Annotated in this window: 15 protein-coding genes; 12 read left to right on the top strand and 3 right to left on the bottom strand. The window is 40.7% G+C overall.

Annotated features, from left to right (window positions below; translation table 11 throughout):
* Nucleotides 1–8 precede the first annotated feature (8 nt).
* The gene (locus tag KA713_01570; GenBank protein UXE67323.1) at nt 9–506 is read right to left on the bottom strand and encodes a YfiR family protein; all 498 of its coding nucleotides are present in this window, start codon (nt 504–506) and stop codon (nt 9–11) included.
* A gap of 201 nt (nt 507–707) precedes the next feature.
* Between KA713_01570 and msrB the strand changes: the two genes are divergently transcribed.
* The 3 genes from msrB to lhgO all read left to right on the top strand — a co-directional run bounded on the left by msrB (nt 708) and on the right by lhgO (nt 3095).
* On the top strand, nt 708–1220 hold the full coding sequence (gene msrB / locus KA713_01565) for a peptide-methionine (R)-S-oxide reductase MsrB (protein ID UXE67322.1): 513 nt from the start codon (nt 708–710) through the stop codon (nt 1218–1220).
* 236 nt (nt 1221–1456) lie between these two features.
* A complete protein-coding gene (locus KA713_01560) occupies nt 1457–1750 on the top strand; it encodes a hypothetical protein (protein ID UXE67321.1) in 294 nt (97 codons plus the stop codon).
* Nucleotides 1751–1901: 151 nt separating this feature from the next.
* On the top strand, nt 1902–3095 hold the full coding sequence (gene lhgO / locus KA713_01555; GenBank protein ID UXE67320.1) for an L-2-hydroxyglutarate oxidase: 1194 nt from the start codon (nt 1902–1904) through the stop codon (nt 3093–3095).
* 196 nt (nt 3096–3291) lie between these two features.
* On the opposite strand, the gene KA713_01550 is transcribed toward lhgO, so the two are convergent.
* Nucleotides 3292–3483, bottom strand: coding sequence for a hypothetical protein (locus tag KA713_01550; GenBank protein UXE67319.1), 192 nt, complete (start codon nt 3481–3483; stop codon nt 3292–3294).
* On the opposite strand from KA713_01550, the gene KA713_01545 reads away from it, so the two are divergent.
* Nucleotides 3483–4250 carry a UDP-2,3-diacylglucosamine diphosphatase gene (locus tag KA713_01545; protein UXE67318.1) on the top strand — a complete coding sequence of 256 codons (768 nt, stop codon included), beginning with the start codon at nt 3483–3485 and terminating at the stop codon, nt 4248–4250. The genes KA713_01550 and KA713_01545 overlap by 1 nt on opposite strands.
* Nucleotides 4251–4252: 2 nt before the next feature.
* Nucleotides 4253–5167: a hypothetical protein gene (locus KA713_01540; protein ID UXE67317.1), complete on the top strand. Its 915-nt coding sequence runs from the start codon at nt 4253–4255 to the stop codon at nt 5165–5167.
* Nucleotides 5168–5208: 41 nt separating this feature from the next.
* On the opposite strand, the gene KA713_01535 is transcribed toward KA713_01540, so the two are convergent.
* A complete protein-coding gene (locus tag KA713_01535) occupies nt 5209–5691 on the bottom strand; it encodes a hypothetical protein (protein ID UXE67316.1) in 483 nt (160 codons plus the stop codon).
* A gap of 180 nt (nt 5692–5871) precedes the next feature.
* Here KA713_01535 and KA713_01530 point away from each other — a divergent pair, with 180 nt between their 5' ends.
* From KA713_01530 to KA713_01500, 7 genes are all read left to right on the top strand, one after another.
* Nucleotides 5872–6933, top strand: coding sequence for a site-specific integrase (locus tag KA713_01530; protein UXE67315.1), 1062 nt, complete (start codon nt 5872–5874; stop codon nt 6931–6933).
* Nucleotides 6934–7183: 250 nt separating this feature from the next.
* On the top strand, nt 7184–7696 hold the full coding sequence (locus KA713_01525; protein ID UXE67314.1) for a hypothetical protein: 513 nt from the start codon (nt 7184–7186) through the stop codon (nt 7694–7696).
* A 196-nt stretch (nt 7697–7892) separates the two neighbouring features.
* Complete coding sequence (locus tag KA713_01520) at nt 7893–9227, top strand: hypothetical protein (GenBank protein ID UXE67313.1); 1335 nt, start codon at nt 7893–7895, stop codon at nt 9225–9227.
* Between the two features lie 8 nt (nt 9228–9235).
* On the top strand, nt 9236–9547 hold the full coding sequence (locus KA713_01515; GenBank protein ID UXE67312.1) for a hypothetical protein: 312 nt from the start codon (nt 9236–9238) through the stop codon (nt 9545–9547).
* A 265-nt stretch (nt 9548–9812) separates the two neighbouring features.
* On the top strand, nt 9813–10244 hold the full coding sequence (locus tag KA713_01510) for a DUF1569 domain-containing protein (protein UXE67311.1): 432 nt from the start codon (nt 9813–9815) through the stop codon (nt 10242–10244).
* A gap of 357 nt (nt 10245–10601) precedes the next feature.
* Entirely contained in the window at nt 10602–11000 is a 399-nt protein-coding gene (locus KA713_01505; GenBank protein ID UXE67310.1) for a hypothetical protein, read from the top strand.
* A 322-nt stretch (nt 11001–11322) separates the two neighbouring features.
* On the top strand, nt 11323–13710 hold the full coding sequence (locus tag KA713_01500) for an ABC transporter permease (protein UXE67309.1): 2388 nt from the start codon (nt 11323–11325) through the stop codon (nt 13708–13710).
* The last annotated feature ends 98 nt before the right edge of the window (nt 13711–13808 follow it).

Genomic DNA, 13808 nt, shown 5'->3' with positions numbered 1-13808 from the left:
AAACATGATTAGAGTAAAATGGCCAATCGAGTAAGTTCGTTAGCGGCTTTCAATTTGTTTTTTACTAAGGCATTTTGATTAAGTTCAAAGGCCAGTTTTCCATCTTTCAACACAAAGTTGATATGGCTTCCTTTTTGGGCCAAGCCATCTTGCTCTGTTACCACCAAAGTAGAACCGGTGCCAATTTTTTTAAGCACCTCTGCCAAAGAAGCCGATTGTGCTGCAGGTAAAACTAGGATGTGACTTTTATTTAAGTCGGCTATGGTTGCCAATTTGATTACCTTAATGGTTCTGTCGCCCAACTTCTTTTTAGATGCCATTTCGATAAGCTGATCGAAGAAGGGGGTTTCACCAAGCACCGCAATCTCAAAATCACCAACCCTACTCTCTTCTGGCCATTGAATCATCCTCGCAAAACTGTGAACATATACCTTCTTGGTTTCATAGTTTTGGGCCTGAGCGAAGAAACTCACTGAGCACAGAATCAGGAACAGCTTTACTCTCATCGGGGTTGGGTAATTGTATTAGTAAACATCAAAAGTACATTAGTTATGCCTAAAAATTGTGGAAAAAAAGGGATTTTCCAACAACAAATAGGTTAAAGATTGAAAAGGGATTTGTCCGCCTGGTGACGGCACTGGCTTCTTTTAAAAACATTTTAATCCAAATCTGTTTATTGAACGTATATCTCACCATCACTAAATATAATGAAAACAATGATGAATCTAACTCTGGCTGCCCTTTTATTGACCACTGCCCTATCGGTTAGCTGCCAAACCAAAAACAAAGGTGCTGATGCTGAAAAAGCAAAACCGAAAGCCTACCTGGCCAAAACTGAGATGGAATGGAAAAAACAATTGACTCCAGAACAATTTGAGGTACTTCGACAAAAAGGCACGGAACGAGCTTTTACGGGCAAGTTATGGGACAACCACGAGCGCGGAACCTACTATTGCGCTGGCTGCCACCAAGCCCTGTTCGCATCCGATACCAAATTTGAATCTGGCACTGGCTGGCCAAGTTTCTATCAACCAATCGATAAAAAAGCAGTAGATGTTGGCACTGATACAAGTCATGGCATGGTGCGTGATGAAGTGGTGTGCAGCAATTGCGGAGGTCATTTGGGCCATGTGTTTAACGATGGTCCCGAACCAACCGGCTTACGGTATTGCATGAATTCTGTTTCGATGACCTTCGAAAAAACCGAAAAGAAAAAGTAAACCAATTTGAAAATTAGCCAATTTGAAAATGGGATAGAATCTCAGGTTATTTGGTTAGTTTTAAAATGAGAATTTGAAATAACACAAAGCTTTGTGCAAAAGACCAATCTTCAAATTTTCAAATTAATCATCATTTTCAAATTGATTTTATGTGAGACTGGCCTATAAAGGCACGTCTATCATCATCGATAAGCTGCTCTACCAACCCAAAAATTCGTTGGTCAACCAAAGCATCAATGCCAAAGAAAATTGAAGAACCGCTGAATGGTGATGGCTTTGGTGTAGGCTGGTATGTGCCAGAATTGAATCATGAACCCATTACGTTTGTTTCCACCAACCCAGCGGGTAGCAATCGAAACTTACCTGACCCCCAAAATAAAAACCGATTGCATGATCGCACTCGTGCGCGCGGCCAGCGTAGGCGATGTATCGGAATCAAATTGCCACCCGTTGCGAACATAAAATTGATGTGTTCGCACATGCGTTTGGTTGCTGGTGACCTCCCACTTCATGCAGCCATTCTTCACTAAAATTTTTTCTCTTCTCTCAAAGTGAGGTTGGGATACCCAAGGGATAAGTGATTCTTTCACTTTTAGTGGCATCTTGTTCTTTTGCTTGACGGATAATCACTCATTAAAAATAGAGAATAAAAATTCTATTTTTGCCACAAACAATTAGACTGTGCAATATTCTGTAGTAATAGTAGGAGGCGGAATTGTAGGCTTGGCTACTGCCCTCCAGTTGATCAAAAAGAAACCGGATTTAAAAATTTTAGTGCTCGAAAAAGAAACTGAACTGGCCAAACACCAAACGGGCAACAACAGTGGTGTCATTCACTCGGGCATCTATTACAAACCTGGCAGTTTAAAAGCTACCAATTGCATGCGAGGCTACCATCAACTGATTGCTTTTTGCCAAGAGCAAACTATTCCATTTGAACTTTGCGGAAAAATAATTGTGGCTACCGATGAATCAGAGAAGCTGCTTCTGCAAAATCTTTTTGTTCGGGGAGAGCAAAACGGATTAAAAAATTTAAAAAAACTTTCGGCTGGTGAACTGAAAGAATACGAACCGCATGTAAATGGCATCGAAGGAATTTTTGTTCCTCAAACGGGTATTGTGGACTATAAACTCGTTGCCGAAAAATATGGTGAAGTTCTTCGCAAGCAAGGTGTAGAAATTCATCTAGGCGAAAAGGTAGTGAACATCTCAACAGAAAAATCAACAACCGTTATCACCGACAAGAGTTCATACACCACCGAACTCGTTATCAATTGTGCGGGGTTATACAGCGACAAAGTAGCGCGACTAACGGTTCAAAATCTAAATGTAAAAATCATTCCTTTTCGGGGAGAGTATTATAAATTGAGAAAGGAAAAAGAGTATTTGGTGAAGAGTTTAATTTACCCGGTGCCCGATCCGAATTTTCCTTTCTTGGGTGTGCACTTTACACGCATGGCCAAGGGCGGTGTAGAAGCTGGCCCAAATGCGGTGTTGGCATTTCAACGCGAAGGATACAAAAAATCAGATGTGAACTTAAAAGAGTTGGCCGAAACATTGGCGTGGCCCGGCTTTCAAAAAGTAGCAGCTAAATATTGGCGCACCGGTTTTGGCGAAATGTATCGGTCGTTTTCAAAAGCTGCGTTTACCAAGGCCTTGCAAAAACTCATTCCCGAAATTCAACAAGAAGATTTAGTAGAAGGTGGTGCGGGCGTGCGGGCGCAAGCGTGCGACCGCGAAGGGGGATTGGTAGATGACTTTCTGATTTTGGAAGGAAAGAACGTAATAAACGTATGCAATGCGCCTTCGCCTGCGGCAACATCATCGCTGGCCATTGGCGAAACGGTATCAGGGCTCGCTTTGAAGCGGTGGTGAAAAAATGCGAAAGGCACTGCTTGAATGCCCTATACTTTAATCAACTCGTAGTAGCGCTGATAAACTCCGCCCACGGTTAAGTAGCCATTCCAACTACCGCACGAAAAAATACGTCTTTCAAAACTGGCACTGAGCTCTCTGCGTGGCACCATACCTGTCGTGAAATCTTGTGCCGCGCGATATTTAAGCGTTGCACCTATCTTCTTATTTTATTGGTAGATTGAGCAAAGATGGCATGCGTTGATTCGAAGAAAGAGCCCTTGCCACCAAAATTCTCGTGTATCAGCACACCGACTACCCTACCAATTACATGGCGCGTAGCAACGATGTTTAGTTGCAATATCTGCCAATCAATTGCTTTTTCTATTTTTACGGCTGCTTCAGCCAATGGAAATACAACTGCCCACTCAGCAACGCATCTACTTTGCCTCCGATTTCCACTTGGGGGTGCCCACTGCAGAATCCAGCCTTGCACGAGAACGCAGAATCATTGCTTGGCTGGATGATGTGAAGAAAGACGCCCACAGCATTTACTTGATGGGAGATATCTTCGACTTCTGGTTTGAATACAAACACGCCATCCCCAAGGGATTTATTCGCTTTCAAGGAAAACTGGCCGAGTTGCGGGATGCTGGTTTGCCCATTTATTTTTTTACCGGCAACCACGATATGTGGCTGTTCGATTATTTTGAAAAAGAATTGGGCATCATGATTTACCGAGAACCACAAACGCTAATGGTGAGTGATAAAAAATTATTGATTGGCCATGGCGATGGCTTGGGGCCTGGCGATAACTTATACAAGTTTCAAAAACAGTTTTTTAATAGCCCACTTTGCCAATGGTTGTTTGCACGGATACATCCCAACCTTGGAATGGGAATTGCCAAATTTTGGAGCAAGAAAAGCCGCTTGGCCAACACCAAGCGCGAAGAAAAATTTCGCGGTGAAGAGAACGAATTTTTACTGACGTATTGCAAGGAGCAAGAAAAAATCAATCACCACGATTTTTACATTTTTGGTCACCGCCATTTGCCACTCGATTTAAAAGTAGCCGAAAACAGCCGGTATATAAATTTAGGCGAGTGGGTACATTTCGATACGTACGCCACGTTTAGCAATGGAAATGTGGAACTAAAAAAGTTTGAAGGAAAATGATAATGAAGTCATCGTTATGGCGGGGGACTAGCATCGGGAAGGCGCGATTGGATTCACGAAGCAATGCCCTTTTCAAAAATCTTCATTTTCGCTCAATTCTGATTAGACTAGTCTTCATTATTCTCTTTTTGCAAATCTCCCTTCTCACCTCTCCCATCTGCTCCGCACAAGCACCCACCAAAAAAATAAAAGAATTCAACCCGGGTGAAGTGAAGGCTGCCACGGTAGATCGGCTCGGAAATTTTTTTCTTGTTTTGAAAAACGGGAAGGTAAACAAGTACGATGCCAACGGAAAACGGGTAGCTTCTTTAAAAAGCAAGCGGGTTGATTTGATAGAGCCCTGGTTCCATCCGAGCATTTTTGTTTTTGACCGAGCAAACAAAAAGTTTTCGCGCTACGGTCGTTACTTTGAGAACCCGATCGAAACTGACATAGATGCCTCGTGGGCGATTGAGCCCTACTTGGTAAGCATTCGGGCAGATAACCATGTTTGGATTTTAGACAAGGCAGATGCCACATTGAAGCACATCAACCCCATGACGGGTGCTACGGTTTCAGAGATTCCGATTGATACCGCACAATTTAAAACGAAGCCATTGTTTACACACCTCCGCGAATACCAAAACATGCTTTTTGTTCTCGACCAACAATCCGGCATTTTGATTTTTTCGATTTTGGGCAAACAAATTGAGCATATTCAAAAAAAGGGAATTCTAAATTTCAATTTTGTGGGCGAAGAATTGTATTATGCCGATGGCAACACACTAAAATTCTTTGACTTGACCACCGAAGCTACGCGTGAAGTGAAAGTAGAAGGCACCCATAAATTTGCCTTGGTAACGGATGAGCGCATGATACTGATTGATACCAAAAATAAAGTGACCCTGTGGGAGATACCGTTGGCCCCCATTGATTAATTCATTAGGAAAAATTGAGAATCCCTAACCCTACCCAGTCTTCAAGCCAAAGGCCTTGTAAATCTTAGTTTCGAATCAAGTGAATCAACTAGCCTAAATGGGCCAACAACTTTTAACTGATTTTCCGTTTTGTTAATACATACCAACTCCGTTTCAAACCAATTATTGAATAATCGATAAAAGCTTTTGACAGACTCAAAAGTCGTCTCGCTTTCATATTTTTTTTTAACCCTGGTTCCATTCATGGTAAAAAAATTTTCTACCATGTCATTCACTCGCTCTATGTCTGTTGGGTTAGTAATTATCAGTTGAACCCTTCTTGCACCAAACGTTACACCAAAAGATAAAGTGACTGAATAAAGAAATATGTTTGGCCACCAGTCATAGGATTTCAACTCCAATGGGTTGGCTGATGTGAAAATGTGAATCAATGTTTTCAAGGCAAAAAATGAAATACTCAAGAGCATCAAGTATCCTAGAAATGTTTTGAGCTTGGGACTTAAATAGGTTGATTCGATTTTCATGGATGGCTGAAGGATTTGATTAGATAAATTTTTGCTGGTTTCATTCAATAAAAATATAAAAAACTACACTTACTGTGGACTATCCTTCGAAACACATGCTGCGATATAGGTGAAAAAAAATATTTACGGGCATTACAATTGCGGAAATGATCTTAGTCAGTACATTTATTTTATCAAAAAATGAATAGTATAATTAAATTCGAAGCCACCCAGCACCACGGCAAGCCAGTGATTTTAATACGGTTTGACTATGATGCCGGTTTGATTGCACGTGTAAAAAAATTGACGGGCGTGCGGTGGAGCCAATCGAAAAAAGCCTGGTATGTAATCGATTCGCCCCACTACCGGCAAAAATTCGGTTTGCCCCCGTTGCTAGTGGGCAAGGAAGTGCTGAGTTACGTTCACCCGATGAACCAACCTGCGCTCATTCAAATGGCCGAAATGCTTCAGCTAAAGGCCTATAGCCCCAACACCATCAAAACCTACATTAATGAATTTGCCCAACTGTTGCACGTGCTGAAAGACAAAGATGTGAGAAGCATGGATGGAACTCAGATAAGAAGTTATTTTCTCTATTGCACCAACCAACTAAAACTTTCGGAGAATACGTTGCACAGCCGGCTAAATGCTTTGAAGTTTTACTTTGAACAGGTGCTGAAGCGCGAACGCTTTTTTGTGGAGATACCACGCCCCAAAAAACCGTCCACTTTACCCAAGGTGATTAATGCAAAAGACATCAAGAAACTTTTGGAGGTGACCACCAACCTGAAGCACAACACCATGTTGAAATTGTGCTATGGCATGGGCCTGCGAGTGAGTGAAATCGTAAACCTGAAAGTAGCCGATATAGATGGCAAAAGCAAGCACGCGCTGATTGAGCGGGCGAAGGGGAAAAAAGACCGCTATGTAAATTTACCCATCAGCCTAGTAGAGCAACTGCGAAATTACTATAAGGAATATCGCCCTAAAAAATATTTGTTTGAAGGCCAGTATGGCGACAAGTACAGCACACGCAGCGCGCAAGAGGTTTTTAAATTGGCCTTAAAAAAGGCAAATATCAATAAGGCGATAGGCATCCACGGGCTGCGGCATAGCTTTGCCACGCACCTGCTAGAAAGCGGAACGGACGTAACATTTATCCAGCAATTGCTGGGGCACAATAATGTGCATACTACCCTGCGCTACACCCATGTGAGCCAAAAGAGCCTAAAAAACATAAAAAGCCCACTTGATAACCTGTAAAATAAGCCTCGTATTTTGTATTGTTAAACTAGGCAAGAAGCCCATGACAATACAAAATGCGCAACTTTAATTGATAATTACAAACCCCCATGAGGATTCAGCATAAATGATTGAATGTCAAATTTATAACAATAAAATAGACAATTGACTTTGATAGAATTTACAAATTTATTAACATTGTTGGCGAGCCGAGAACTTGCGTATATTATATAGTTGGCGGTAATACCTCGACAGAGAAAACGTAGGACAAATGAGATTTATTCTTCGACTTAAACACTGGCAATTATTTTTGTTGACGATTGGAGTACCAATCTTGGCTGACATCTTAGGTGTTTCTGGACACGGACAAACTTGGTACGCTGAAGTAATAGTGGGAATGATAACTGTTTCGACAGTGTTTAGCTGGATTTGGACAATTCCAAATGGACTCTATAAGCTATTGCCCGTTGGACACAACTTCCGACTTTGGAGATTTAGAGTTGCATTTCTATTGGCGCTGACACTCTTAATTTTTATTTTTTGGTTAACAGAAAATGAAAATTTTTTGAGTGGTGACGACTTTTTAATCTTAGTATTCACGGGAGTTCCAATCTATTTGGGACTAATGGTTTATTCTGTGTTATTCGCAGCTAAGACACTTAAAACAATTGAATTGGGACGACTTGCAAAGATTAACGAATATGCCGTAGAGGCATTTCTAATATGGATGGTTCCACTTGGAGTTTGGTTCATTCAACCAAGACTCAACGAACTGGCAGATTAGTAAACAGTCAGAGATGGTACTACCGCCAACAAAATGTTTGCGCAATGGTGCGGTGCGGTGTAGCTCAAAGTTTTTATCTTCGTCCAAGTTTGGTTTCGTGGGATAGGACGCGGCTTCGAAATCGCACCACTGCGCAAACACACACGTTGTGCACAATTTTTTTACTAAATTACCGAACAAACAAAATACCCTGACTATGAAGCATCGGAAAAATTATTTTATTAAATCTTTATGTTACTTGACGATTGTTCTTTTGTTGACAACCTGTAACAAGGAAGAAACTTCAATTAAAGATAATTGGACAATTGTAGAAATAGACCCTTTAAAGGAGGTATCTCTGGAGGAGAAAGTTAATTCAATTTTCTCCAGCCCCAATGGACGTAAAGCAACCCAAAACGGTATTGTATGGGACAAAGCAATAAAAATAGTTGACCCTCGCAATGGCAAAGCCCGCTATACATTTAGGTATACTTCTGATAGCCTGAATCAATTTAGTAATTTCATTTTGACCGAAACCAAAACAGGCTTAACTGGATTCATCATTATCTATGAACCCGCCAATGATTGGTATAAGAATGGTAGCGACTTTGCAAAATTTACTGGCAAATTATTGAGTCTTGACCTCAATGGTATTGTAACTGGTATGAGCTTAGTAAAGGATGGTAGAACAGTCAAAGCGCTATCAGGCAAAGGTGGCAGGACAAATGATCTTCCCCCGTTTCCTGAAAGTCCTGGATGTTATGAACTTGTACTTAGCACAGCTACTGGAAGTTATTTTTGGGCTCAGAGAGCATGCGGTGGCGGAGGTGGATCAAGCTCTGAAACAGGCAGTTCCTCAAACGGAGGTAGTACTAGTGGAGGATCAGGTTCGGGAAGTACTGGTGGGAATGACAGTAACTATGGAAACAATAACTCTGGAGGTGGCACATATGGAGGCGGGACAAATGGAACTGGTGGCGAAGAATTTGGGGATACCCCAATTGGTGTATACTATGACTGGCCGGGAAGCGATCTTGGATACCCAAAGAATTGGTGGTTAGATGACCAATGGTTAGATGAAAATTTTCAGATTGATCCGTATGACCAGTTCAAAAAACTGACTCAAGCAGAAAAAGATTTAGTAAAACAATTTCCTCAGGAGGCGTTGAAGATTAAGAAAAACAGAGACGTTGCAACACAAAAAACAATATCGCAGTTTAATGAAAATGGTCATAATAATAAATCTGATGCTTTCCGGCACGCATATTTTCAAGGACTCAACACTTATTCTGTGGGTGCACAATTAACGAAACTGTTCGCTGACGCACATGAATCTGAAACCCCGATTTCTTTGAATCTTGAAAAGCAAATGGATTTGCATAACAATGAAAAAGGAATAGATTACGGTTCAAATTGTCCTTGTGACATTGAACTACTTGAATATTATGTTCTTGAAGGATTGGTTAAAGGTGAACTCAAGTATCTGTCACCGCTAGACCCAAGTAATCTTATCATTCCCGGAGTTACTCAACTAATTCCTACAAACCAATAATCTTGTTTATGAAAAGAATTCTATTGCTTCTAACAATTATAAGCTTTTCCTTTTCGTGTGACAGCAGACGTGGCTTTGACATCCCAGATGTTTCAAAACCTTATGAACAAGTTATTTACTCTAAAGAAAGAAGTCCATCAAATGTCAGAATAGATATTAAAGGGGACATAAATGGAGATTTTACTTTGAACGAACTTAACTTTGACAAAGGAAAAATAGATACTACATTACTCCTGGATCAGTACTCCGACTCACTTCGTATTAAGTATACACCTTCCAACGTTACTTCTGGTCAGTTGCGAATCGACTATCTTTTCTAGCTAGAACTTGTAAAGCAATTATGCAAAAACGAGACTGGTCATAAACTATTAGATAAGAGAAGAGGTTGTAAAAAACTGTGCACAACAATGTATTTGCGTCAAGCGGGGTTGACGCGTAATCCACGTTTTCGTATCTTTAATGCGTTCGGTGTCGGGGACAAGGCGTGGCTTCGGAAGCCCCGCTCGAACGCAAATACTCACGTTGGCGGCAAGCCTCGGACACCTCGCAGACGAAGTGCAGTAGCGACAAGAAATTTAAAGAGAAATGACAGAAGAGCAAATTACTATACTTTTTCAACGTATTGAAAAAATAACTAATGAGCAGAAAGCATCATTTGGACTTATGACAGCTAATCAAATGATTTGTCATTGCACTGACCAGTTACGCATTGCTTTGGGGACAAAGACGTTAGGTGAACAAGGCACTGTTGACCCGCTTGAGATTATCAACTTAGCTAAAACTGGACGTCCAGTTCCAACACCAAAAGGACTCGGACAAGTTGAAGGTGACGGAACGACACCGACAGACTTAGAAAACGATAAGCAAATTTTAAAGAAGCATATTACGGGCTTTTCAAAATTACCTGACGACTTTGACTATCCTTTACACCCGTACTTTGGCAAAATTGATAAAACACGATGGACAAACCTGGTTGTCTATCATCTCAACCATCACTTGGGACAATTTAACGCGTGACTGATGAGCAGACGAAATGGCCAGCCGCCAACAAAAGCTTATTGCAAGCGGGCGGGACTGTGCGTCATTGAAGTTTGTTGTTCTTTATTTATCTTTATCTCGTTGGACAAGGCGCAGGTTTTAATTGCCCGCCAGCAATAAGCTAAACGTTATGCACAATACCGTGGACGTCCCTTGATATTGACAGTGTTACTATTCAACTATTCTTGCCGACAATGCATCATCTGAAGGTCACCTAAACCTTGGAGAATGAGATTGACGTTTCTTGTATTACTTGCGACATTGCTTTTTAGCACTTGCCCTCTTTCACAGCGGACGGATAAAAAGGTAAAGAGAACTGAGCAGAGAAGTTTTTTAATGCTGCAGAAAAAGAATAAGAACAAGAACGTATTTTATGAGAAAGGCGATGTTATTTCTTTTCAAGTAAAGGGACGGAGATTAAAAATTACTGGACAAATTATTGATTTCAAAGACAGTGTTATCGTATTTCAAGGCTACGAGGTTAAAGTTTCTGAAATCAAATGCCTTTACATTGACGAAAAGACAAAATGGTGGTTAAGATATAAAATTGCTCAACTATCATTTATAACTGGGACGGGTTATCTAGCGTTGGACATCATCAATACGGGAAAATTAAACCGGAACACAATGGCGATGAGCGGATCTATAATTGGCGTTGGACTTCTTGCAAAATTGTTGATAAGCAATAAGATAAAGATCAGGGGACGGACTAAACTACGAGTATTGATTTTGTGACGAAGAATAGTTTAGGGATTGGTACTGTGCATAACAAAAGCTTATTGCAAGCGGGCGGGACAGTGCGTGATTGAAGTTTGTCGTTCTTTATTTATCTTTATCTCGTTGGACAGGGCGCAGGTTTTAATTGCCCGCCAGCAATAAGCTAAACGTTATGCACAATGCCGCGGGACAGAGTAGTGGCCTCCCGCATTGGCACATTTGCTTGCCGCTCATTCCAGCGCGACACCAAAGCAAGCAAAAGAGCCAATCTTTGCCACGCTCGATTGGACAATTGGGACGACCAGATTACGTTTTATAGACACTCATCAATAAACCTGCCATGATTGCTAATAATATCAAAATTGTTTTTCGTCAGCTGACAAGAAACAAATCATTCTCACTTATAAATCTTATTGGATTAATTACAGGACTAACAGTTTGTTTATTTATCACTCAATTTGTTTGGTTCGAGTACAGCTTTGAACAATTTAATAAGAATGCGGACAGAACATACCGTGTAAATCTCTACAATACCTCTAATGGCGTTTTTGAAGAAATTTCAAAGGGAACGGTATCGGGACTGGCTTATGCTATTAAACAAACACTTCCGGATATTGAGGCAGTTGGGCGACTTAGTTCAAAAGAAGGAGCCGTTGTGTCTAACCCTATTGAGAAGATAAGAAATTTCGAGAGTCGTATTGTCTTTGCTGACCCCTCAATTGTTGACGTTTTGGCAATCAATGTTCTTTCTGGTGATAATCTCAAAGTTCTCAAAACTGCTCAATCCATTATTATATCGAAGTCCATCGCAAGTAAATATTTTGGCAACGCTGATGCTGTCGGCAAATCTCTTGAGATTGGTTTCCCTGGTGCTAATATTGAAATGCGGCTATATGTTGTAGATGGCGTTTTTGAAGATATCCCAGCAAACGCTAATCAGCAGTTTGACATTGTATTGCCACCTAAAAACGAACAAGAATGGAATGAGAACTGGGCTTGGAGCAACGTAACTACATATCTGCGCTTGAATCCCAATTCTAGTCCTGAACGCCTAAGGGAAGGACTGGCAAAAATTGTAAAACAATATCATCAAGACGATACTGGCGACAAGTATTTATTAGAGCCCATTGGTGACATCCGCTTGCACGCTTTGGATGGAAGTGGCAAAGCAACAATGGTAAATTTCTTTCTTGGATTAGGTTTGGTTGTTTTGATGTTGGCATGGTTCAACTACATAAGCCTTTCTACTGCTAGACTTTTGGAAAGCATGAAGGAGGTGGGCATTCGTAAACTTATCGGAGCCAGTAGGAAGCAACTGATTTTCCGATTCCTTACTGAATCATTTGTCTTTAATACAATTTCGTTTTTGTGTGCGATTTTGTTGTTCGTGATTGTTTGGCCACTGGCAGCGACTTACTTCAAGATACCATCTTCCGAATTAATTCTAGAGATACCGCAGGTTTACTTGTTTCTATTGGCCGCATTGGTAGCTGGAGTTGTGATGTCAGGGCTGTACCCAGCTATTTTTCTTTCGTCATTTAAACCGCTTCAATCTATAAAGGGAAAACTCAACGAATTCACTGAACGCTCAACACTAAGAAAAGTGTTGGTAGTAACTCAACTCACCGTATCGTTAATACTGATTACAGCAATTTTTGCTATTCAAAAGCAAATTGACTTTATCCGGAGTCAAAGTCTCGGAATCTCATTGGAGCAAACTTTAATTATAGATTCGCCCGTACTAACGGATGCAACAACGGTCAATAAATACGAGCCGTTTAAAAACGAAGTTCTTCGATTACCCTCGGTGAATGGCGTTACATATGCCTCAAGTTTTCCCGGGTCTGAAATTGATTGGCATAGAGCTGATATTACATTGAATGAGGAGAATGCTCCTTACCGTTATAGTAGTCGTATAGTAAGCATAGGGACTGAGTTTCTGGGCGTTTTTAATTTGGCGTTGTTGACTGGGCGAAACTTCAATCCAGACCTTGAAAGCGATAGGAAAGCAATGTTGATTAATGAAGAGGCTACCAAAATGTTTGGATTTAAGGGAGTAGAAGATGCTATAGGAAAAATTATCTTTATTGGAAGCAGACGATTTGAAGTCATCGGAGTAATAAAAAATTATCACGTTAGATCGCTACAGCATCAGCTTCAGCCTCTATTATATATGCAGGGTTATCCCAAAAATCCAGCTTATGCGATCAAACTTGCTGGTCAGAATTTTACAAGTACAATCTCAACTATTGAAAAACAATGGAGAGAAACTTATCCGGACAACATATTCAGTTATTATTTCTTAGATGAAAAATTTGACATGCAGTACACAACGGTCAAGCAAATTGGAATGATAGTAGGCGTATTAACATTTCTGGCTGTTGTTGTTTCATTTTTGGGTTTGTTCGGATTGTCATTGTATACCGTTAACCGTAAAACCAAAGAGATTGGAATAAGAAAGGTACTTGGAGCCTCTTCATTTAGTATTGTTTCACTTCTATCAAAAGACTATGTCAAGTTGGTAATAATTGGATGTGCCATTGGACTTCCTGTAGGCTATGAAATGATTAAAAAATGGCTGCAGACATATGCGTATCAAATGCCTATAAATGCATCACTGTTTTTAGTTCCAGTTTTGATCCTTGTACTGCTGACGACTCTGACAATAAGTGTAAAGACAGTAAAATCTGCAAGCACAAATCCGATCGACAGTTTGAGATATGAATAGAAAACGTGGACTAGGTTTCGTGGCCCACCACACCAATGCCAGTGCCACACATGCCAACACGCAACCAAAGCACTGGCATCCGTGTGGTTAAGTAACGG

Source organism: Chryseotalea sp. WA131a (genome assembly GCA_025370075.1).
Taxonomy (GTDB): Bacteria; Bacteroidota; Bacteroidia; order Cytophagales; family Cyclobacteriaceae; genus ELB16-189.
This window is presented reverse-complemented; position numbering and strand designations above follow the sequence as displayed.

Coding starts and splice junctions, on each gene's coding strand:
- KA713_01520 (UXE67313.1), top strand. CDS start 7,893: ATGAAGCATCGGAAAAATTATTTTATTAAATCTTTATGTTACTTGACG.
- KA713_01535 (UXE67316.1), bottom strand. CDS start 5,691: ATGAAAATCGAATCAACCTATTTAAGTCCCAAGCTCAAAACATTTCTA.
- msrB (UXE67322.1), top strand. CDS start 708: ATGAAAACAATGATGAATCTAACTCTGGCTGCCCTTTTATTGACCACT.
- KA713_01540 (UXE67317.1), top strand. CDS start 4,253: ATGAAGTCATCGTTATGGCGGGGGACTAGCATCGGGAAGGCGCGATTG.
- KA713_01515 (UXE67312.1), top strand. CDS start 9,236: ATGAAAAGAATTCTATTGCTTCTAACAATTATAAGCTTTTCCTTTTCG.
- KA713_01545 (UXE67318.1), top strand. CDS start 3,483: ATGGAAATACAACTGCCCACTCAGCAACGCATCTACTTTGCCTCCGAT.
- KA713_01505 (UXE67310.1), top strand. CDS start 10,602: ATGCTGCAGAAAAAGAATAAGAACAAGAACGTATTTTATGAGAAAGGC.
- KA713_01500 (UXE67309.1), top strand. CDS start 11,323: ATGATTGCTAATAATATCAAAATTGTTTTTCGTCAGCTGACAAGAAAC.
- KA713_01525 (UXE67314.1), top strand. CDS start 7,184: ATGAGATTTATTCTTCGACTTAAACACTGGCAATTATTTTTGTTGACG.
- KA713_01530 (UXE67315.1), top strand. CDS start 5,872: ATGAATAGTATAATTAAATTCGAAGCCACCCAGCACCACGGCAAGCCA.
- KA713_01510 (UXE67311.1), top strand. CDS start 9,813: ATGACAGAAGAGCAAATTACTATACTTTTTCAACGTATTGAAAAAATA.
- KA713_01560 (UXE67321.1), top strand. CDS start 1,457: ATGCCAAAGAAAATTGAAGAACCGCTGAATGGTGATGGCTTTGGTGTA.
- KA713_01570 (UXE67323.1), bottom strand. CDS start 506: ATGAGAGTAAAGCTGTTCCTGATTCTGTGCTCAGTGAGTTTCTTCGCT.